Source organism: Bradyrhizobium sp. USDA 4454 (assembly GCF_054822705.1).
In genome coordinates this window covers 8053694-8075356 of sequence record NZ_JBTRCN010000001.1, presented here as the reverse complement: position 1 = coordinate 8075356, position 21663 = coordinate 8053694, and the positions used below count along the sequence as shown (strand labels likewise).

The window sequence follows — 21663 nt, the reverse complement described above, 5'->3', positions numbered from 1 at the left end:
AACCGCGGTGTTCGCGGAGCCCTGATGTCAGCAAGGACAAATGCGCTTGCCATTTACGTAGTCGCCTTCACACACTCGCGCCGCGACAAAACACAATGAATGTCGGAGAAAAATGCGGCCGGCCAACAAAATTCATGTTTTGGCAACCATGACCGTATTGACGATGTTTCCGGGTGTCAATGTGTGCCGCCGTGACAATCGTGCCGTTAACCACGATTCCGGTGTGCAGCGGGAGGTAGAGTGTCGGGATCTGAGCCGGTCCTGCCGTCCGTGCACCCAAGGTTGCTGCGCCAAAAGTCGAAGCGGTCGTGGTGTGACGAGTTTTGTGGACGCAAGTTCGCGCCAGGATTGAATCAGAGCATGTGTCCGTGACCTCGCGGTTCCGATAGGCCAGTCAAACTGCCCCTTCTCGTCGTCACGGTTTTGCGAGCGCGTCGTAAGGCTTTCGGACTACGCAACTATTTGCTTGATCCGGCGGCCATCTTGAACAGACTGGGGTGCGGCTACATCTGTGACGTCCGCCGCCGCGGTATCGCGGTGGTCCATCCACGCAAAATCACAGCAATTTCAATTGCGACTTTGGTAGCCCTGCTTGGTCGTCGTGCTTTCGTTGTTCTGGGGGAGAAGGAATTGGGTTCGATTGACAAAGCGGAGCGCATGGCTCCGGTGACCGGCGTCGAGCGTCATTCGCTTTGCGGCCAAGGATTCATCACGGCGCGCCGGCTCGGCCTCGCGCCGATCGGGCTGTTGGTCGCGCTAGTGGTCGGCGGCTGCGACGACAAGAGCGCGCAATCGCAGGCCGCGCCGCCGGCACCGCCGGTGACCGTTGCGCAGCCGGTCAAGCGCACCGTCACCGACTGGGACGAGTTTACCGGCCGCTTCGAGGCGATCGAGGAGGTGCAGGTCCGCGCCCGCGTCGGCGGCTTCGTCAACAGCGTCGAGTTCAAGGACGGTGCGATCGTCCACGCCGGCGATCTGCTCTACATCATCGACCCGCGGCCGTTCGAGGCGGTGGTGCTGCAGGCCGAAGGCCAGCTCGCCGACGCGCGCGCCAAGGGCGAGCTTGCCAAGCGCGATCTCGAGCGCGGGCTGAACCTGGTGCAGACCAGCGCGGTCTCGGAGCAGGTCGTCGACCAGCGCCGTCAGGCATTGCAGGCGGCGCGTGCCGCCGAGACCCAGGCCGAGGGCTCGCTGAAGGCCGCGCAGCTCAACGTCGAATTCACCCACGTGCTGGCGCCGATCACCGGTCGCGTGAGCCGGCATCTGGTGACCCCCGGCAACCTCGTGCAGGGCAGCGAGGGCGGCGCGACGCTGCTGACCTCGATCGTGTCGCTCGACCCGATCTACATCTATTTCGACGTCGACGAGGCGACCTACCAGCGCAACAGCAAGCTGTGGTTCGAAGGAAGGCGGCCGAGCTCGCGCGACACCGCGAACCCGGTGCAGGTGGCGCTGACCGGCGAGACCAAGCCCTCGCATGAAGGCAAGATGGACTTCCTCGACAATCGCCTCGATGTCTCGACCGCGACGCTGCGCAGCCGCGCGGTGATTCCGAACAAGGATCTGTCGATCCTGCCCGGCCAGTTCGGCCGCGTCCGCCTGATCGGCTCCTCGCCCTATGAGGCGCTGCTGATCCCGGATGCCGCTGTCGCCACCGACCAGTCGCGCAAGATCGTGTTCGTGGTCAAGGACGACAACACGGTGGAAGCCCGTGCGGTCACGCTTGGGCCACTGGATGAAGGCCTGCGCGTGATCCGCGAGGGCCTCAAGCCGGAAGACCACGTGATCGTCGATGGACTGCAGCGCGCCCGCGTCGGCGCCAAGGTGACGCCGAAAATGGCGCAGGTCCCGGCGGGTGACCAGCCCGCGGCAGGTGCCAAGCCATGAATCTCGGCAGGCTTTCCATCAACCAGCCCATCCTCGCGATGGTGCTGTCGATCGTGCTGCTGATCGTCGGCGCGATCGCCTATCCGACGCTGCCGGTCTCGGAATATCCGCAGGTCGTGCCGCCCACCGTCACCGTCACCACGCAGTATCCTGGCGCCTCGGCGCAGACCGTGTCCGACACCGTCGCAGCTCCGATCGAGCAGGAGATCAACGGCGTCGAGGACATGCTGTATCTCTACAGCCAGGCGACCTCGAACGGCCAGCTCACCATCACGGCAACCTTCAAGCTCGGCACCGACCTCGACAAGGCCCAGGTGCTGGTGCAGAACCGCGTCGCGATCGCGCAGCCGCGGCTGCCCGAGGAGGTGCAGCGCAACGGCGTCGTCACCCGCAAGAACTCGCCCGACATCCTGATGGTCGTGTTCATGCTGTCGCCCGACGACACCTTCGACCAGCTCTACATCTCCAACTATGCGCTGCTGCAGGTCCGCGACCAGCTGCTGCGGCTGGACGGCGTCGGCGACATCCAGATGTTCGGCGCCCGCGACTACTCGATGCGGCTGTGGCTCGATCCCGACCGAATCGCCAATCTCGGCCTGACCTCGACCGAGGTGCTGGCGGCGATCCGGGCGCAGAATTTGCAGATCGCCGGCGGCCAGATCGCCGAACCGCCGATCGCCGATCGCGCCTTCCAGCCCAACCTCGTGTTTACCGGCCGCCTCAAGGATATCCGGCAGTTCGAGGACATCGTGGTGAAGGCCGGCTCCGACGGCCGCACCGTGCGGCTGCGCGACGTCGCCCGTGTCGAGCTCGGCGCGCTGTCCTATGCCACTAACAGCTTCCTGCTGCGCAAATCCGCGGTCGCGCTGCTGGTGACGCAACGGCCCGGATCGAATGCGCTTGCGACCGCCAAGAGCATCTCCGACACCATGGAGCGGATGAAGGCGACGTTCCCCAAGGGGCTCGACTACAATATCGGCTACAACCCGACCGAGTTCATCGCCCAATCGGTGCATGAGCTGATAAAGACGATCTACGAGGCGATGGCGCTCGTGGTCATCGTGGTGCTGGTGTTCCTGCAGGGCTGGCGGCCTGCGATCATCCCGATCATCGCGATCCCGGTGTCGCTGGTCGGCACCTTCGCGGTGATGGCCGCGCTCGGCTTCTCGATCAACAATCTGACGCTGTTCGGCCTCGTGCTCGCGGTCGGCATCGTGGTCGACGACGCCATCGTCGTGGTCGAGAATGTCGAGCGGCATCTCGAGCACGGCATGTCCAGGCGCGACGCCGCACTCAAGACCATGGAGGAGGTCGGCGGCGCGCTGGTCTCGATCGCGCTGGTGCTGTGCGCCGTGTTCGTGCCGACCGCGTTCCTCGGCGGCATCTCCGGGCAGTTCTTCCAGCAATTCGCCGTGACCATTGCGGTCGCGACCGCGATCTCCTGCTTCTGCTCGCTGACGCTGTCGCCGGCGCTGGCCTCGCAGATCCTGGTCCCGCATGAGGACAAGCGCCCGTCGGCGCGCTGGAACATCATCGCGCGCGGCTGGGGCAGCTTCACCGCGCTGTTCAACCGCGTGTTCGACCGGCTGGCGCACGGCTATGCCGGTGTCGCCGACTTCGTGATCCGGCACACCGTGGTGATGGTCGTGATCTATCTCGCGCTGATCGGCAGCGCCGGCTGGCTGCTTGCGACCACCTCGCAGGGCTTCATTCCGGCGCAGGACCGCGGCTACGTCATCATCTCGGCGCAGCTGCCGGGCGCCGCCTCGCTGGCGCGAACCACGGCCGTGGTGCGTGAGATCGAACGAATTGCGCTCGATACGCCGGGCATCGTTCGCGTCGCGGCCTTCGCCGGCTTCTCCGGCGCGACGCGCACCCAGGCAGGCAACGCCGCGGCGCTGTTCCCGGTGTTCGAGGAGCCGGAGGCACGACTGAAGAAGGGGTTGACGGCAAACGCGATCACGGCCGAATTGCGCAAGCGTCTGTCGGTGATTCAGGGCGCCTTCATCATCGTGATTCCGCCGCCGGCCGTGCCCGGCATCGGCACCGGCGGTGGCTTCACCATCCGCGTCCAGGACCGCCAGGGGCGTGGGCCGGAACTGCTGGCGTCCGCGACCGACGAACTGGTGCAGGCCGCGCGCAAATCGCCGAGCCTCACGTCGGTGTTCTCGCCGTATTCTGCGAACACGCCGCAGCTGTTCGTCGACATCGATCGCGTCAAGGCGCAGAAACTCGGCGTTCCCATCGCCAACATCACCGACACGATCGAGACCTATTTCGGCTCGACCTATGTCAACGACTTCAACCTGTTCGGGCGCACCTACCACGTCACCGCGCAGGCCGACCTGCCGTTCCGCAAGGAGACCACCGATCTTTCGCGGCTGCGGACCCGTAACGCCAATGGCGACATGGTGATGCTCGGCAGCATTGTGGACTTCAAGGACATTTCGGGCCCCGACCGCGTCGCGCGCTACAATCTGTACTCGGCGTCGGAACTGCAGGGCGAGCCGGCACCGGGCGTCAGCTCGACCACGGCGCTCAACACCATCAAGAAAATCGCCGACGACACCCTGCCGAGCGGCTTCTCGTTCGAATGGACCGACCTGTCCTACCAGCAGGTCAACGGCGCCAATGCCGGCCTCTACGTGTTCCCGATCTGCGTGCTGTTCGTCTATCTGGTGCTGGCCGCGCAATATGGCAGCTGGACGCTGCCATTCGCGGTGATCCTGATCGTGCCGATGTGCCTGTTCGCTGCGACTATCGGCGTGCGGATCATGGGCCAGGACGTCAACATCCTGACTCAGATCGGCTTCGTGGTGCTGGTGGGATTGGCCGCCAAGAACGCGATCCTGATCGTCGAGTTCGCGCGCGACATCGAGCTCGAGGGCCGGCCACGGCTGGAGGCAGTGATCGAGGCGTGTCGTCTGCGGCTGCGGCCGATCCTGATGACGTCGTTCGCCTTCATCCTCGGCGTGCTGCCGCTGGTGGTGTCGACCGGCTCCGGCTCGGAGATGCGGCAGGCGGTCGGTGTCGCCGTGTTCTTCGGCATGCTCGGCGTCACGCTGTTCGGCCTGGTGTTCACGCCGATCTTCTACATGGTGGTGCGCAACCTCGCGGAAGGAAAGAACGAGGGCAAGCCGGCGGAGCCTGCGGCTGTAGCGGGATGAGCCTTGCCCCCTCCGTCGTCATTCCGGGGCGCCGCGAAGCGGCGAGCCCGGAATCCATCGGGCCGCATGTCCAGGAGGAGAAATGGATTCCGGGCTCATCGCTTCGCGATGCCCCGGAATGACGGGAAGAGATCGACGCAAGCCCATACTATTGGCTGAACCGAAAGAGATGGGCAGGCGCGCGGTTATAAAATAATGTCGCGCCGATTTTTCCTGATAGAAACCGCTGGGAGAGCATAAAATGAAGTCGGGATTTTTGGCTGCAGTTGCGGCGTGCAGCCTGGTAATTGCGGCGCCGGGGATGGCGCAGGGCGTCAAGATCGGCATCCTGAACGACCAGTCCGGCGTCTATGCCGATTACGGCGGCAAATATTCACTCGAAGCGGCGCGGATGGCGGTCGAGGATTTCGGCGGCGAGGTGCTGGGACAGAAGATCGAGATCGTTACCGCCGACCATCAGAACAAGCCGGACCTTGCGACCGCGATTGCGCGGCGCTGGTACGAGGTCGAGAACGTCGACATGATCACCGAGCTCACCACCTCCTCGGTCGCGCTCGCGGTGCAGGAGCTGTCGAAGGAAAAGAAGAAGATCGACATCGTGGTCGGTGCGGCGACTTCGCGCATCACGGGCGATGCCTGCTCGCCCTATGGCTTTCACTGGGCCTATGACACCCGTGCGCTCGCGGTCGGCACCGGCGGCGCGCTGACCGAAGCGGGCGGCGACAGCTGGTTCTTCCTGACCGCCGACTACGCTTTCGGCTACGCGCTGGAAAAGGACACCAGCGACATCGTCACGTCGAAAGGCGGCAAGGTGGTCGGCTCGGTCCGCGTGCCGCTCAACTCGTCGGACTTCTCCTCCTTCCTGCTGCAGGCGCAGAGTTCGAAGGCCAAGATCATCGGGCTTGCCAATGCCGGGCTCGACACCACCAACTCGATCAAGCAGGCGGCAGAGTTCGGCATCGTGCGCGGCGGCCAGAAGCTCGCCGGCCTGCTGATGACGCTGTCGGAGGTGCATGGTCTCGGGCTCGAGGCGGCACAAGGGCTGGTCCTCACCGAGGGCTTCTACTGGGATCACGACGACGCCTCGCGCGCCTTCGGCGAGCGCTTCATCAAGCGCACTGGCCATATGCCGAGCATGATCCATGCCGGCACCTATTCGGCGACACTGAGCTATTTGAAGGCCGTGAAGGCCGCCGGAACCAAGGACACTGAAGCAGTCGCCGCGAAGCTGAAGGAACTGCCGGTCGACGACGCCTTCGCCAAGGGCAAGGTGCTCGCGAACGGCCGCATGGTCCATGACCTCTATCTGTTCGAGGTCAAGAAACCGTCGGAATCGAAGAAGCCGTGGGACTACTACAAGCAGATCGCGGTGGTGCCCGGTGACAAGGCCTTCTTCACCGCCAAGGACAGCGGCTGCCCGCTGACGAAGTGACGTGCATATCCAAAGGTGGTGTCGTCCTGGCGAAAGCCAGGACCCATTACCCCGACTAGTTGTTGTTGCACGACGCCGTGGCCATCAGATCGCCCATAACCACGCCCTGTGGTTATGGGTCCCCTGAGTTCACAAACGAAGTGCAACACTTCCGACTGGAGGTGTTGCGATGGGCCGGACTTACAAGCAGCTGTCACTGGACGAGCGATGCGAGATTGCCAGACTTTCGGCCAATGGGGCCTCGATCCGGCAAATCGCTGCAGCTTTGGATCGCCCGCCATCAACGATCTCTCGGGAGATGAACCGTAATCATGGCGTTCAGGCCGGCTACAAGGCCGACTATGCCCAGCAACGGATGCGAGCGCGGCGCTGGACGGGCGGACGCCTCGAACGGGAGCCCGTCCTGCGCCGCGCGGTGTTGGATGGCCTTCGCCGTGGCTGGTCGCCCGAACAGGTCGCCGGCCGGCTGGCCATCGAGCATGGACGCAAGGTGATCTCCTACGAGAGCATCTACCGCTTCATCTATGCCCAGATCAGACGCACCACGGACGGCAGCTGGCGGCACTATCTGCCACGCGCCAAGAGCAAGCGCGGCCGCCGTGGCAAGCGGGGCGGAAGTCCCGCAAGCTTCATCGAAGGCCGTGTTTCCTTGGATAAACGGCCCGTCGAGGTCGCCGATCGCAACACTCCCGGCCATTGGGAGGCCGATCTGATGATGTTCTCCAAATACCGTCAGCAGATCCTGGCCGTGCACGAGCGCACCTCCCGCCTGCTGCTCGGCGTCCGCCTCCCAAGCAAGCTCGCTTCCGGTGTCGCAAGCTATCTCGTGCGTCTGTTCAAGGCGCTGCCAGAGCAGATGCGCCAGACCGTCACCTTCGACAACGGTACCGAGTTCGCATCTCACCTTTCCTTGCAAAGCCTCTTGATGAAGACCTTCTTCTGCGATCCGCACGCCCCCTGGCAGAAAGGTGGCATCGAGAACGCCATCGGTCGCATGCGACGCTTCATCCCGCGCAAAACCGATCTCGACAAGCTCCCAACCCGACGCCTCAGCAAGTTCATCGCCGCATACAACAACACCCCGCGCAAATGCCTTGACTTCAGGACCCCAGCGGAGACCTTTGCTGCTCAAGTGTTGCATTTCGAGTGTGAATCCACCTCCTGGCTTTCGCCAGGATGACGCGGAGTATGCGGGCTTGCTCGTTGCAAATCGTTTGCGGCATCATCCGTGCGCCAGCCGCCACACCGCGCCGCTGATCGCGCCGACCCACAGGATGATCGAGGCCATGGCCTGGATGGCAAATCCGGGGCTGCGTTTCGCCACCGCCTCGCGATAGCCGATGAAATAGACGATGCGGCCGATCACCCAGATCGCGCCGATCACGGCGGCGGTGCGATCGCCGATGTAAATCGCGAACAGCCAGAGCGACGGCAGGAAGATCGGCATCCACTCCAGCGTGTTCATCTGGATGCGGAAGATGCGCTCGAAATCCGGATGGCCCGTGATAGCCGGCAGTTTGACGCCATAGGCGACGCGGGCGCGCGCGACCTGTGTTGAGGTGAAGAAGTAGAACGCGACGGCAAGGCAGGTGACGATGGCCGTGTCATGGTACATGGCAGGCGTTTCCTCTGGTTCTGTTGGCCCCGATGTCATGACGCAGCGGCAGGAGCCGCTGTGACAGGCCGGGTCTTCTTTTTGGGCTTCGCGGCGCAGTTTTCGTGCGGCTTGCTTAGTATCCCGTCAGCTCAAGATAGCCGATTCCGGCGTGGCTTCCCGCAAAGCGGATCGGGCCTTCCCAATAGGGGAAGCTGGTTCCCATCCAGGCCTGCGGATTAAGCGGCGCGGTCTCGATGGCGAGCCCGTGCGCGGGTAGGGTGACGCGCCATGATGTCGGCAGCCTGCGGCCGTCGATCTCGGTGGTTGCGACCGGCGTGATGCTGTTGCCGGTGGCAGCGATTTCGGTCGTGCGGCCGTCCGGCGTGATCCAGTTGCCGAACAGGTTCTCGCGGCCGTCCTTCTGGCGCAGCCGGTACAGCATCAGCTTCTCGTCGCCGGGCAGATGCAGTGAGAACCAGTCCCAGCCGGTCTGGTCCGATGCCAACGGCTGGCTGCTCCATTCGCGGTCCATCCAGGCCGTGCCGGTGACGTCGACTGGTTTGTCGTCGATCACGATGCGGCCGGACGCCTGGTAGAACGGCTGGCTGTAGTAGTAGGAGGCCTGTCCGCGATCCGATTTGCGGCTATAGCCGCGGTCGCCTTGCAGCGCCAGCGGACGGTCGGCGGCGAGAAGCAACGTGGTGCTGAAGTCGGCGGCGGAGGCCTTCAGCTCGAGCGGCGCGATGCGTTGCGCGTCGAACGGATCGAGTCCGCGGAGCTCCCAGGCATCGATCCAGGCGTGGAACGGTGCCGCCTCGACGCCGGCCTGCCCGACGCCGCCGCGCGCAAAGGTCTCGCTGAAGCGATGCGTGGTGGCGCTGGTCACCGCGGCATGACCCATCCAGACCTGCTGGTTGGCCCAGCCCTCGCTGGGGCCGCCCGGCTTCATCGCTTGGCGGAACAGCGTCCATTGCGCGCCATAGACCGCGCCGCTCGTGTCGGACAGATTAGCGGTGACGTACCACCACTCGATCCGGAATTCCGGATGCGGGCCGTGATCGGCGGGGAAAACGAATGGCTTGGCCGGTATGACGGCGGCAAATCCCTCGGCGTTCTCGCCGAGCCCGGCAAAGCCCTGCGCAAACGTCTTGCTGCCGAGCGCCAGTGCGAGCGCGCTGCCGGCAAAGGCACGACGCGTGATCGTGCGACTAGCGCTCATTGGCGAAGGTCCGGATCAGGGTAGCCGGCTGCATGCGTGCCAGCCTGGCGACCGGCAACGCCGCGGCACAGAGCGCGGCGGCCATTGCGACGGCAAGCAGCTCGATGAGCTGCAGCGGGAAGACATGGAACGGCAGCCGCCAGCCGAAGGCTTTCACGTTGACGATCGCAAGCAGGCACCACGCCACCAGCAGGCCGAGCGGCAGCGCGAACAACGCGGTGATCAGTGCCACCGCCATCGTCTTCAACAGTTCGAGCGCCGCGAGTCGCCGTCGCGTCAGCCCAATCGCCCACAGCGGCGCAAGCTGCGGCAGCCGCGAATTGGCGAGCGTCAGCAGGCTGGTCAACAGCGCGATGCCGGCGACGCCGAGCGTGAAGGCGTTGAGCGCCGCGGTCACCGAGAAGGTGCGATTGAACACCCGCTTCGATTCCCGCTTCATCGTCGCCTGGTCGGCGACGTTGCGGTCGTCGAGACCGAATTTCTCCTGCAACGCGGCGATCAGCGGCCCGATGCGAGCGGGCGCGACGCGCAGCCCAAGCCGGGTCTGCGGCGTCTGCGGGAAGCGCCGCGTCAGCGCGGCGAAATTAACCGCAATCTGGCCCTTGGGGTTGCCGTAATCGGCATAGATGCCGACGATCTCGAGCGGCCAGCTGCCGCCGGGCGCGGGCACCTCGATATGGTCGCCTAGGTCAAGCTTCATCCGCCGCGACAGCTGCTCGCTGACGAGGCAGGTGTCGCCGGGGCGCAATCTGGTCCACGCATTCGCAATGCTCTCGAGCAACGGCCAGTTGTCGCGATAGGTCGCGTGGTCGGGCAGGCCGAGCACCTCGATCGGCGCGCCGCCGAACTGGGTGTCGGCGCGGCCGCCGGGTAGAATCGCGTGAACCTCCGGCCGCTCGCGCAGCCAGGCCTTGATCTCCTTTGCCTGCGCATCGCTGGCGGCGTTGACATAGACGTCGGCGGCGAGCCTTCCGTCGAGCCAGGCCAGGAAGGTGCGGCTAAAGCTTTCCACCATGGTGCCGACGCCGACATTGACGGCGAGCGCGAGCAGCAGCGCCATCAGCGCCAGCGACAGACCGGAGAGCTGCTGGCGGCTGTCGGCCCAGAACCAGATGCCGACCGGCGCCCGCGTGCTGCGCTGGCCGAATGCCAGCGCGATCTGCAGCACCATCGGCAGGATCAGGGCCGCGCCGAGCATCAGCGCAGCCAGCACCGCAAAGCCCGCGATCAGCGAATCGCCGAACCGGATCAGCGCTGCTGCGATCGCGAACACCGCGAGTGCCGCCGCGCTTTGCAGCGTCAGCCAGCGCCGCTGCGCCTGCTGCCAGGCCTGCGGCTGCGCCGTAGCCAGCACCGGCATCCGGATCGCCTTGGCGAGGCTCGCGGCGGCCGCGGCAAGCGCGCCCAGGATGCTGATGGCAATGCCGGCGAACCACCAGACCGGTTTCAGCGAAAGCTGGCCGGGGATCTGCGCGCCGTAGAGCCCGCGCAAGGAGGCCGCGACGTCGGGCAGCAAGGCCGCCGCGATGAAATAGCCGCAGACCAGGCCAATGAGGCCGGCGAGCAGCGCCAGCGACACCAGCTCGACGACCAGCACGGTGTTGAGCATCCGCGCCGATACGCCGCAAGCGCGCAATGTGCGCAGCATCGGCAGCCGCTGCTCGAAGGCGAGCCCGATCGCGGAGTTGACGATGAACAGGCCGACGAAGAACGACAGCAGGCCGAACGCGGTGAGGTTGAGATGGAAACTGTCGGTCAGTCGTTCGAGGTCGCTCTCGGCACTTGGCGCGACCAGCCGGAGCTTGTCGCCTGCCACGCTTTCCAGCGTTGCGTGCGGTGCTTTGGACTTGCCGACCAGCAGGCGCGAGACTTGACGCGGCATTTTCAGGATATCCTGCGCGATGCCGATATCGACGATCAGCGCGCCAGGCGCGAGCTCGGCCTGCACGCGCAGCGGCGGCAGGCTGATGCCGTTGGCCTGCGGCCGCTCGCCATCCTTGAGGCCGAGGTCGCGCAGCGTTTCCGGCGCCACCAGCATTTCGCCTGGCGGCGTCAGGAAGGCTTGCAGGCTGCCGCGGCCGACCGCCGGTGCATTGCCGACCTCGGACGGCAAGGTCACCGGCTCGACGCCGAGCAGGCGGAAGCTGCGTCCCTCGATCTGGACGCGGCCCTCCAGCATCGGCGACACCGGCCAGCCGGCGCGGCGCAAATCGACGAACAGTTGTTGCGGGAAGCTCGCGCTATCCTTGCTCACCAGCATTGCGGCGCGCGCGCCGCCGAAGGTCGCGGCGGCGCGGTCGTAGGCGATGCGAGCCTGCTGGTTCAGCGCCTGCACGCCGCTCCACAGCGCCGTCGCCGAGATCAGCCCGATCAAGAGCGTCGCAAGCTGCATCGGGTGCCGGCGCCAGTGGCTGAGCAGCACGGCGAGGATCCAGAGTGGGCGCTTCACGCAATGACTCCGGCATGCAAGGTGACCTGGCGGTCGAGCGCCGCGGCGAGCCGCGCGCTGTGCGTGACCATCAGGAAGCCGCAGCCGGTGCGCGCGACCAGATCGCGCGCCAGCGTCAGCACCTCATCGGCAGTGTCCTCGTCGAGGTTGCCGGTCGGCTCGTCGGCGAGCAGCAATAGCGGCTTCGGCGCCAGCGCCCGGCCGATCGCGACGCGCTGCTGCTGGCCGCCGGACAATTGCTCGGGATAGCGCTTCAGCAGGTTTTTCAGTCCGAGCCGCTCGACAAGTTCATCGTGCCACGCCGTATCGTGCCGGCCGGCGATGCGCGACTGGAACACGAGATTGTCCGCCACCGAGAGACTCGGGATCAGATTGAACTGCTGAAACACGAGGCCAAGCCTGTCACGACGCAGTTCGGCGCGCCCGGCATCGTTGAGTCCGGAGACGTTGGTATCGGCGAGGATAATCTCGCCGCTATCGGCGGCATCGAGTCCGGCGATCAGATGCAGCAGCGTGCTCTTGCCGCTGCCGGATTCGCCCGTCAGCGCGACGCTCTCGCCGGTTGCAACAGCGAGGTCGACGCCGCGCAGCACCGCGACGTCTTCACCGGCAGAGCGGTAACTCTTGGTCAGGCCGGTGACGCGAAGCACCGCGGCGGTCTGGTCAGGTGGAGCGATGGCCGTGCCTCGTTCAAGGCTTCTGATATTTCAGGACGAACTCGTCGATCGGCACCGGAGCCTTGAAGACGGGAATGTCCCTAGGGTCCTCCGCATGATGCAGGAAATCGCCCTCCGCGACCAGCTTGAAACCGGCGGCCCCGATCTCCTGTTTCAGGGTGCTCTCCTCGATCCGGTGCAGCGTCTTGGCGACGCTGGTGCCTTCGCCCGGCTTGGCCGAATGGTCCGCGATCACGAGATAGCCGCCGGGCTTGAGCGCGGCGAACATCTTCTTGTTCATCGCGGCGCGATCGACCGGCAGATAGCTGATGTCGTGGTAGAAAAAGAAGAAGGTGATCATGTCGAGGTCCTTGACCTCGGGCGGGATCGGGTCGTCATAGTCCCGCACCACATGGACGACGTTCTTCATCGCGGGCGACTTGGCGCGGGTGTCGAACTTGTCCTTGACGAAGCGCTCGAGCACGCTCGCCGAATCCTGCGCGTAGACCTTGCCCGACGGAGCGACTGTGCGCGCCAGGAGTTCGGTGCTGTAGCCGGCACTCGCCGCCATGTCGAGGATGGTCATGCCGGGCTTGACGCCGGCAAAGGCCAGCATCTTGGCCGGCTCGCGGCGCTTGTCGACCTGGCGATCCGCGTCGCTGCGATCGGGAGCGGCGACGATCGCCGCATAGTCGGGGCTTGTCGCATCCTGGGCGCTGGCGTGAGCGACGGCGAGCAGCGCGGTGGACACCAGGGCAATGCAGGCCGCCGCGCGCAAGATCGATCTGTTCATGAGATAACCCAACCTTCGACAAGCTCGGCTCTTCGTTGGCCCGAACATAGCAGCCGGTCCATGACAGATCACCGCTTCGCGGCCGCGACGACGCGATCGTGATCGGCCGTTACAGAGCGCGGGGCGTACACCCCCGGGAAAATGCGCTGTTGCGTTGCACGGCGAGCCGTGGCTAGCATCGTCAGTTAGGGCCGATCTTACGAAGCCAAAAACGAAACGACGGGGAGCCAGACATGACGACGCAACCGACGTCCAAGAGGACGTCTCAGGGGACGCCCAAAGGCGCCTGGCAGATCACCTTCCTTCTCTTCCTGTTCATGGTGGTGAACTTTGCGGACAAGATCGTGGTCGGGCTGGCCGGCGTCCCGATCAAGAAGGATCTGGGCCTCACGCCTGAGCAGTTTGGTACCCTCGGATCGTCGTTCTTCTACTTGTTCTCGATCTCGGCTATCGTGATCGGCTTCGTCGCCAACCGTGCGTCAACGCGTTGGATTCTGCTGATCCTGGCGCTGATCTGGGCGGTGACGCAGTTTCCGATGGTCGGGACTGTCGACTTCACGACGCTGATGATCTGTCGCATCATCCTCGGCGCCGGCGAAGGACCGGCGGCGGCGGTTGCCATTCATGCGATCTACAAGTGGTTCCCCGACGAGAAGCGCACGCTGCCGACCGCGATCCTGTCGCAAGGCTCGGCGTTCGGCGTGATCCTGACGATGCCGGCGCTGGGCGCGATCATCAACACTTATAGCTGGCATCTCGCTTTCGGCGTGCTCGGTGTTGTCAGCCTGCTCTGGGCCGTCGCCTGGCTTGCGCTCGGCAAGGAAGGGCCGCTGGCGTCGACGTCAGCTGTCGTCGCCGACGAGCAACGGATCCCCTACTGGAGGCTCTTGACGTCGCGCACTTTCATCGGCTGCGTTGCCGCGACGTTCGGCGCCTATTGGGCGCTGTCGCTCGGGCTCACCTGGTTCACGTCGTTCATCATCGAAGGGCTGGGCTATACCCAGAAGCAGGCCAATTTCATCTCGATCCTGCCGTGGGTCTTCGGCGCGGTTGTCGTGATCCTGTCCGGTTGGATCTCGCAGCTGATGTTGGCGCGTGGCTTCACCACGCGTGGCGCGCGCGGCGTGCTCGGTTCGGTGCCCTTGATCGTCGGCGGCTGCATCCTCGCCACGCTGCCCTACGTTCCGACAGGTTGGCTGATGCCGCTGCTGGTGATCGGCTCCGGCCTGTGCGGCGCGATCTACGTGGTGTGTCCCGCGATGCTCGGCGAGTTTACGCCGGTGTCGCAGCGGGGCGCGATGATCGCGATCTATGGTGCGCTGTACACCTTGTCGGGCATTCTGGCGCCGCAGGTGATGGGCAATGTAATTCAGCACGCGACCACGCCGATGGCCGGCTACATGGGCGGTTTCACCATCAACGCCGCGATCATGGCGGGCTCGGGCGTGCTCGGCTTGCTGCTGCTGTGGCCGAACACCGAGCGTGCGCGCTTGACCGGCACGTCGCAGCCGGCGGGCGCGATCAAGGGCGCGATGTCGACGACATAAGCGGCGCGGCTTCCACCTCCAGAGGAGGGTGAAGCGCCCGCAGCTGGCGTCAATATCGAGTGCTTGTAGCCCGGATGCAGCGCAGCGAAATCCGGGGCGGTTTCTCCGCGCAGAGCATTTCCCGGATTGCGCTTCGCTTCATCCGGGCTACGGCTCCGCGCTCAATTCAAACCCTGCGCGCCACGCACCAGCCGGCCTGGACGCGCGCCGGTGGCCTTGCCTGCGCGCTGCGTCACCACGCCCGAGACGATCGTCGCGTCGTAGCCGTCGACCTGCTGCAGCAGGCGGCGGCCGCCGACCGGGAGGTCGTAATGCACCTTCGGCGGATGCAGATGCAGCCGGTCGTAGTCGATCACGTTGACGTCGGCCTTGAAGCCCGGTGCGATCACGCCGCGATCGGTGAGGCCGACCGACAGCGCGGTCTTGCGCGACTGTGCCGCGATCACGAACGGGATCGAGAGCTTCTCGCCGCGGCTGCGGTCGCGGGTCCAGTGCGTCAACAGATAGGTCGGAAAGCTGGCATCGCAGATGATGCCGCAATGCGCACCGCCATCGGACAGGCCGGGCACGGCGCTCGGCTCGCGCAGCATCTCGTGCACGGCATCGAGATTGCCGTCGGCATAGTTGAGGAACGGCACGTAGAGCATGCCGCGGCCCTCGTCGGTCAGCATCGCGTCATAGGCGAGCTCTTCCGGCTGCCGGCCCTGGCGCCGCGCCTGCGGGCCGAGCGCGTTCTCCGGCGGCTGCTCGTAGTTCGGCGGATTGCCCAAGAGATACATCTTGTCGTAGTTCGGCCGGAAGAACAGTGGATCGTCGGTCGCCGTGGCACTCTCGCTCAGGATCGCCGCGCGCACCTCGGGCCGCCGCAGATGTGCGAGCCGCTCGGCCAGCGGCAACTTCGCGATCTCGCGATAGCTCGGATGGGTCTGGAACGGATTGCGCGACAATTCGAGCCCGAGCAGCAGCCCGACCGGGCGTGCCGCGATCTGGGTGGTGATCGACAGGCCGCGGGCGGCGGCTTCATTGATGGTGTCCATGGTCTGCCGCCAGCGCCGCGGCGCCTTGTCGGCCTGCGCGACCGAGAACGAGATCGGGCATCTGGTATTCTCGGCGACCCGCAGCATCATCGGCAGGTCTTCGTGGACGGTGCTCTGGTCGAGCACGAATTGCAGCACGCTGCGGCCGACGCCGTGCATCGCGCCGGCGATCGCGGTCAACTCATCCTCGCCGGCCTTCAGCGTCGGCGTGTAGTCGCCGGTCGAGGTACGGTGATTGAGCGTGCGCGAGGTCGAGAAGCCCAGCGCGCCCGCGCGTACGGCGTCACCGGCGAGCGCCGCCATCTGCTTGTTGTCCTCAGGCGTTGCGGGATCGCGGCGCGCGCCGCGCTCGCCCATCACATAGACCCGTAGCGCCGCGTGCGGCAGTTGCGCGCCGATATCCATGTCGAAGCTGCGCTTCGACAGCCATTGCATGTAGTCGGGGAAGCTCTCCCAAGCCCAGGGAATGCCGGCCGAGAGCACCGGCTCCGGAATGTCCTCGACACCCTCCATCAGCTGGATCAGCCTGTTGTGGTCGCTCGGCCGGCACGGCGCGAAGCCGACGCCGCAATTGCCCATGATCGCTGTCGTGACGCCGTTCTGCGACGACGGCGTGATGTCCTGGCTCCAGGTCACCTGGCCGTCGTAATGGGTGTGGACGTCGACGAAGCCGGGCGCGACGAGCTTGCCGCGGGCGTCGATCTCGTCCTTGCCCTTCGCCGAGACCTTGCCGACTTCGGCGATCTTGCCGCCTGCGATCGCGATATCGGCTTCATAGAGATCGCCGCCCTTGCCGTCGGCGACGGTGCCACCGCGGATCACGAGGTCTGGGGTCGAGGTCATGGCGTTTTATCCCGAGGCTGTTCTTGGTTATGCGGCATCATGGGTGAGCCCTAGATGCTGTCAACCAGCGCCGGTGAGGCCCCGGGATGCGCTGGCTCCGATTTTGCCAGCGAGGACCGAGCGTTGCCGCCGGGCGGAAATTTGTTCCGCCTGACAAACCGCGTGGCGCGCACCCGCGACCGGCACCAGCCAGCAAGCCGGCGGCGGTTACGTACAACTCCACCGCGTGGATTTAAGCTACAATGCGCGGCCAATGCACGCCGCAATACAATGGATACGCCTTGTCTTTGTCGTGAAATCTTCATACACCACACCGGAGCGATATCATTGAATGAGCGGCGACCGGTCGTGATCGATGCGGGCACTGCCATTGCCGTCGGGCATGGCGATCAGGCGGAAGTCGAGCTCAAGCTGCTTGCGCCGCAAGGAAGCCTCGAAAAACTGCGCGAGGCACCCTGCATCGTTCAGCATGCGCGCAATCGCGGCGCATTTCACCGGCTGGAAACGGTGTATTACGACACCGCGGAGCGTCTGCTGTTTCAGCATGGCATGTCATTGCGCGTGCGACGCAACGGCAAGACCTTCACCCAGACGCTGAAACTTGCATCGAACAGTGCGCAGCCTTTGATGCGCCGCCAATGGGAGATGCAGGTTGAAGGCATCGTCCCCGATCTGAGGCGGTTTCCGGCCGACGAGGTCGGCGATCCCGTGGCGACGCTCGGCAACGACGCGCTGGTGCCGGTTTTCGCGACAAGGGTACGCCGCCACGCCCGGCAGCTCGATCTGCCCGATGCCTCGGTGGAAGTCGTCTTCGACGAGGGAACCATCGAGGCCGATGCGCGGCAGGAGGTTCTGTCGGAAATCGAGCTTGAACTGAAGAGCGGCAATGCCGGCGTCCTGTTCGATTTGGGAACGCAGTTGCTCGACGCGGCGCCGCTTCAGATCGGCACGCGCAGCAAGGCGGAACGCGGCTACTCCCTCGCGTTTGATGTCGCGCCGTCGGCGGCGAAGGCCGAGTCGTCAGGCATCAGCGCGGATCTTGTGGTCGACGACGTCATCGCCCGGCTGGTCGGCTCCTGCTGGCATCATCTCTTGAAGAATCACGCGGTGGCCGAGCAGGGAACCGACCCCGAAGGCGTGCACCAGATGCGGGTCGCGTTGCGGCGCCTGCGCACGATCTGTGCGCTGTTCCGGCGCGACATTCCATCGCCGGCCTTTGTGACGCTCAACGGCGAAGCGAGATGGCTGATGCGGCAACTCGGCAAGGCCCGGGATTGGGATGTGTTTGCCGAAACGACGATCACCCGCCTGGTCACCGCGGTTCCGGATATCGACCTCGATGGCCTCCGCAAGGCGGTCGAGCAGCGGCAGAAGTCGAGCTACGGCGCCTTGCATGGCGTTCTGGCCGACCCCCGTTGCAGCCGCTTCCTGCTCTCGTTGGGGCAGTTGGTGGAGCGCCGCAGCTGGCGCAACGAGATCGACAGCGACGCGCTGGCGATCCTGTCGCAACCGATGCCGCTGCTTGCCGATCGAATTCTGCAACGCTTGCATCGCAAGACGCTGAAGCGTGGTGCGGGCTTCCGCCGGCTCGATATCCATGCGCAGCACAATCTCAGGATCAACCTCAAGAAGCTGCGCTATGCGGCGGAGTTCTTCCTGCCGCTTTATGCCGTCCACGCGCCGGCCAAGCGCTACGTGAAACGGCTCGCCCGGCTGCAGAACAGCCTCGGGCGGGTGTGCGACATCGGCAGCACGCGCGTGCTGCTCCACACCATCGCGCAGGACGATCAGCCCGCGCTTCATCTCGGCATCGGCGCGATGGCCGGCTGGCTGGCGCGCGATCAGATCGCGGTGACAAAAGCGCTGCGCAAGAGCTGGCGACGCTTCAAGGCGACGCCGGTGTTTTGGGACCGGTGAGCTCTAATGCGGCCGCGCCTGGACCGCCATCGCGGAGGCCTGCGGCTTGCGCTCGGTCGCCAGCGCGAGCAGCACGGTCAGCACCATGAAGCCGACGGAGGCGCCGAACACCCAGTGCGGCATATGCTGGTCCATGATCCAGCCGAACAGCAGCGGGCTGACGATGCCGCCGAAGTTGAAGCCGGTGGAGACGATGCCGAAGGCGCGGCCGGAGGCGCCGGGCGGTGCCGCGTTGCGCACCATCATGTCGCGCGACGGCGCGATCACGCCGCCGAGGAATCCGGCGAGCCCCATCGCCAGCGTCAGCGCCACCGGCGGCAGGTTCATCAGCGCGATCAGCAGCACCAGCACGGCATTGACCGCGAAACAGGCCGCGGCGAACTGGCTGTGGCGATGGGTCCAGTCGGCGAGATAGCCGCCGGCGAGCACGCCCGCCGCGCTGGCGCCGAGGAACGCGGTCAGCGCAACGTTGGCGGTAGAAAACGATGCGCCGTAGCCGCCCATCAGCGCGACCACGCCGAAATTGTTGATGCCCGAGGTCGACAGGCTGAGCAGCGTGAAGAACGCGGTCAGCACCATCAGCGCCGGGGTGATCACGCTGGCTTTTGGCGCCGCATCATCCTTTGACTTGTTCTTGTTGGCGCCGGCATCGGGAATGCCGAGCACGATCAGGAACAGCGCCACCAGCGGTCCCACTGCGCCGGCCACGATCAGCGCGCCGAGGCCGCCGGCCGAGGCGACGAGGGCCGCCATGATCGCGGGCGCCACCGCGCCGCCGAGGAAGCCGGCAAAGGTGTGGATCGAGAAGGCGCGGCCCATCCGCGTCTCGTCCATATGCGCCGAGAGGATGGCGTAGTCGGCCGGATGATAGACGCTGTTGGCAAGCCCGAGCAGCACGGCGCAGGCGATCAGCGAGGTGTAGCTGAGATGCAGGCCGAGCCCGATCAGCGCACAGCCGCCGACGGTCAGCCCGATCAGCAGGATCTTGCGCGCGCCGATATGGTCGGCGAGGTAGCCGATCGGCGCCTGGGTCAGTCCGGAGACCACCGCGAACACCGTCAGCGCCAGGCCAAGTTCGACATAGCCGACGCCGAGCTGCTGCTTCAGGAACGGGAACAGCATCGGCAACACGAAGATGTGGAAATGGCTGACCCAATGGGCGACCGAAATCCCGGTCAGCGTGCGCAGCGCGCCGTCGGCCTTCGCTTGCTGCGGTGCGGCCAAAATGTCGACCATGTCTGTGACAACCCCACTTTTTCCAAAGCCCGGCAGGGCCGGCCGAAAATAGAGACTGGCCGCTAATTGTCCATGAACGCAGGCGCATGGCTGCCCCCGGCGCGGGCGTGCCGGATCGACACATGCGGCATTAAAGGCGGCGACAAAGTGCGGCGGCGCGGTGATGATCGGCCATGATCGACGCCAAAAAGCCGCTCCGCGTGCTGGTGTCGGAGGGCTCCAGCACCTCCGGCCGCGAGGCGATCACGATCCTGGGACTGGCCGGCCATCACGTCGAGGTCTGCGACCCCTCGCGCTGGTGCCTGGCGCGCTATTCCCGCTTTGTCCGCAAATATCACCATTGTCCGCCGCTGCGGTCGGATCCGGCCGGTTATCTCGGCTTCGTCGAGCGCCTGTTGGCGTCGCAGCATTTCGACGTGCTGCTGCCGACCCATGAACAGGGCTTCTTGTACGCCCGCGCCGCGCCCCGGCTGACGTCGCATACCGGCCTCGCACTGCCGGACTTCGCCAGTTATCGTGCCGTGCACAGCAAGGCCGGCTTCAGCCGCCTGCTCGACCAACTCGGCCTGCCGCAGCCGCCGACCCGGATCGTGAACTCGGCCGACGAGCTGCGCGACGGCCTGCGGTTTCCGTCTGTGGTCAAGACGTCGGTCGGCACCGCGAGCCGCGGCATCTGGTTCGTGCGCGACGCCGGTGATCTCAACCGCGCGCTCTACGATCTCGACTCCGCCGGCGACTTTGCCGGCGAGGTGCTGGCGCAGGATCTCATCACCGGCACTGTCGAGAAGGCGCAGTCGGTCTTCTCGCGCGGCATGCTGGTCGGCTTCCACGCTTACCGGCAAATCGCGGCCGGGGTCGGCGGCGGCGAGGCGATCAAGGAGAGCGTGAGCCGGCCGGCGATCCGCGCCGCGCTCGAGAGCATCGGTGCGCATCTCGGCTGGCACGGCGCGCTCTCGGTCGACGTCATCATGCCGCTCGACAGCGCGGCGCCGCTGTTGATCGACTGCAACCCGCGGCTGGTTGAGCCCATGAACGCGTACCGGTCGGGCACCGATCTGGTCGATCTGCTGCTGCGCGTCTCGCTCGGTGAGACGCCGGCGCCGCTGGCCGAAAGCCGCGCCGGGGTGCGCACGCATCTCGCCATGCAGGCGCTGCTCGGCAGCGCATCGCGCGACGGCACCCGGCGCGACCTGATCCGGGAATGCGGCCGCATCGCCGCGGGCGGGGGCCTCTACCGGGCAAGCACCGAGGAATTGACGCCGGTGCGGCTCGATTGGCTCAGCGCCCTGCCGCTGGCGATGACCACCGCCCTGCTGCTGGCCTCGCCGCCGATCGCCTCATCGCTGGCGCGCGGCGGCTTCGGCGCGCATCTGCTCGATCGCGGGAGTATTGCAAAGATAGAGAGCGAGGATTTCGCGTAACCCTATCCCCACGTCGTCCCGGGCAAGCGAAGCGCGACCCGGGACCCATAACCACCAGCGGTGATTGTTACGACGCGCAGGGGCCACAGCGCGCTTCAACATTTCGATCCTGTGGTTATGGGTCCCGGCCTTCGCCGGGATGCGACATATATCGCTTATCCCTCACAACGGCTCGTCATCGTTGCCGTAGCGGTCGAGTTTCGGCGTGGCGATGTCGCCATCCTCGTAATACTCGTCGTCCTGCTTCGATACAGGCGGCGGAGGCACCTTCGACTTGTCGTCAGTCTTCTCTTTGCTCTTGGCGCCGTCCTTGCTCATCCTTCCGGCCTTGGCCATCGGTTTCCCCTGCGCGGATCAAATCTTGTGCCGGAATTCTATCCCAGTTTGCGGGCACTCGTCATGTGAGGAAAGGGTGTGGTGGGCTCACATCCCGCCACACTCTCTCTTGTTTAAGCATGATCT

General features: G+C 65.5%; 15 protein-coding genes. 7 read left to right on the top strand and 8 right to left on the bottom strand.

Annotation, left to right across the window (positions count from 1 at the left end; translation table 11 throughout):
- The first annotated feature begins 657 nt into the window (after window positions 1-657).
- The 4 genes from ACVIW0_RS37600 to ACVIW0_RS37585 all read left to right on the top strand — a co-directional run bounded on the left by ACVIW0_RS37600 (window position 658) and on the right by ACVIW0_RS37585 (window position 7666).
- Window positions 658-1887, top strand: coding sequence for an efflux RND transporter periplasmic adaptor subunit (locus tag ACVIW0_RS37600; RefSeq protein WP_461357537.1), 1230 nt, complete (start codon window positions 658-660; stop codon window positions 1885-1887).
- Window positions 1884-5054 (top strand): efflux RND transporter permease subunit, encoded by a 3171-nt coding sequence (locus ACVIW0_RS37595; protein ID WP_461356817.1) that lies wholly within the window; start codon window positions 1884-1886, stop codon window positions 5052-5054. The genes ACVIW0_RS37600 and ACVIW0_RS37595 overlap by 4 nt, the downstream gene beginning before the upstream one ends.
- A gap of 241 nt (window positions 5055-5295) precedes the next feature.
- Window positions 5296-6486: an ABC transporter substrate-binding protein gene (locus tag ACVIW0_RS37590; protein WP_461356816.1), complete on the top strand. Its 1191-nt coding sequence runs from the start codon at window positions 5296-5298 to the stop codon at window positions 6484-6486.
- A gap of 169 nt (window positions 6487-6655) precedes the next feature.
- A complete protein-coding gene (locus tag ACVIW0_RS37585; protein WP_461356815.1) occupies window positions 6656-7666 on the top strand; it encodes an IS30 family transposase in 1011 nt (336 codons plus the stop codon).
- A 42-nt stretch (window positions 7667-7708) separates the two neighbouring features.
- On the opposite strand, the gene ACVIW0_RS37580 is transcribed toward ACVIW0_RS37585, so the two are convergent.
- The 5 genes from ACVIW0_RS37580 to ACVIW0_RS37560 form a co-directional block, all read right to left on the bottom strand.
- Window positions 7709-8101, bottom strand: a complete 393-nt coding sequence (locus tag ACVIW0_RS37580; RefSeq protein WP_461356814.1) for an MAPEG family protein — start codon at window positions 8099-8101, stop codon at window positions 7709-7711.
- Window positions 8102-8216: 115 nt separating this feature from the next.
- Window positions 8217-9302 carry a lipocalin-like domain-containing protein gene (locus ACVIW0_RS37575; protein WP_461356813.1) on the bottom strand — a complete coding sequence of 362 codons (1086 nt, stop codon included), beginning with the start codon at window positions 9300-9302 and terminating at the stop codon, window positions 8217-8219.
- Window positions 9292-11751: an ABC transporter permease gene (locus ACVIW0_RS37570; RefSeq protein WP_461356812.1), complete on the bottom strand. Its 2460-nt coding sequence runs from the start codon at window positions 11749-11751 to the stop codon at window positions 9292-9294. Before ACVIW0_RS37570 ends, ACVIW0_RS37575 begins: the two co-directional genes overlap by 11 nt.
- Window positions 11748-12401: an ABC transporter ATP-binding protein gene (locus ACVIW0_RS37565; RefSeq protein WP_461356811.1), complete on the bottom strand. Its 654-nt coding sequence runs from the start codon at window positions 12399-12401 to the stop codon at window positions 11748-11750. The genes ACVIW0_RS37570 and ACVIW0_RS37565 overlap by 4 nt, the downstream gene beginning before the upstream one ends.
- Before the next feature lie 40 nt (window positions 12402-12441).
- Entirely contained in the window at window positions 12442-13200 is a 759-nt protein-coding gene (locus ACVIW0_RS37560) for a class I SAM-dependent methyltransferase (protein WP_461356810.1), read from the bottom strand.
- A gap of 233 nt (window positions 13201-13433) precedes the next feature.
- Here ACVIW0_RS37560 and ACVIW0_RS37555 point away from each other — a divergent pair, with 233 nt between their 5' ends.
- Window positions 13434-14747 carry an MFS transporter gene (locus ACVIW0_RS37555; protein ID WP_461356809.1) on the top strand — a complete coding sequence of 438 codons (1314 nt, stop codon included), beginning with the start codon at window positions 13434-13436 and terminating at the stop codon, window positions 14745-14747.
- Window positions 14748-14908: 161 nt separating this feature from the next.
- On the opposite strand, the gene ACVIW0_RS37550 is transcribed toward ACVIW0_RS37555, so the two are convergent.
- Window positions 14909-16627 carry an N-acyl-D-amino-acid deacylase family protein gene (locus tag ACVIW0_RS37550; RefSeq protein WP_461356808.1) on the bottom strand — a complete coding sequence of 573 codons (1719 nt, stop codon included), beginning with the start codon at window positions 16625-16627 and terminating at the stop codon, window positions 14909-14911.
- A 327-nt stretch (window positions 16628-16954) separates the two neighbouring features.
- Between ACVIW0_RS37550 and ACVIW0_RS37545 the strand changes: the two genes are divergently transcribed.
- Complete coding sequence (locus ACVIW0_RS37545; protein WP_461356807.1) at window positions 16955-18544, top strand: CYTH and CHAD domain-containing protein; 1590 nt, start codon at window positions 16955-16957, stop codon at window positions 18542-18544.
- 3 nt (window positions 18545-18547) lie between these two features.
- Here the strand turns inward: ACVIW0_RS37545 and ACVIW0_RS37540 are convergent, their stop codons facing one another.
- Window positions 18548-19780 (bottom strand): MFS transporter, encoded by a 1233-nt coding sequence (locus tag ACVIW0_RS37540; RefSeq protein WP_461356806.1) that lies wholly within the window; start codon window positions 19778-19780, stop codon window positions 18548-18550.
- Window positions 19781-19953: 173 nt separating this feature from the next.
- Between ACVIW0_RS37540 and ACVIW0_RS37535 the strand changes: the two genes are divergently transcribed.
- Complete coding sequence (locus ACVIW0_RS37535; RefSeq protein WP_461356805.1) at window positions 19954-21201, top strand: hypothetical protein; 1248 nt, start codon at window positions 19954-19956, stop codon at window positions 21199-21201.
- 162 nt (window positions 21202-21363) lie between these two features.
- Here ACVIW0_RS37535 and ACVIW0_RS37530 read toward each other — a convergent pair whose 3' ends face one another.
- Complete coding sequence (locus ACVIW0_RS37530; protein ID WP_461356804.1) at window positions 21364-21537, bottom strand: hypothetical protein; 174 nt, start codon at window positions 21535-21537, stop codon at window positions 21364-21366.
- Window positions 21538-21663: the final 126 nt, after the last annotated feature.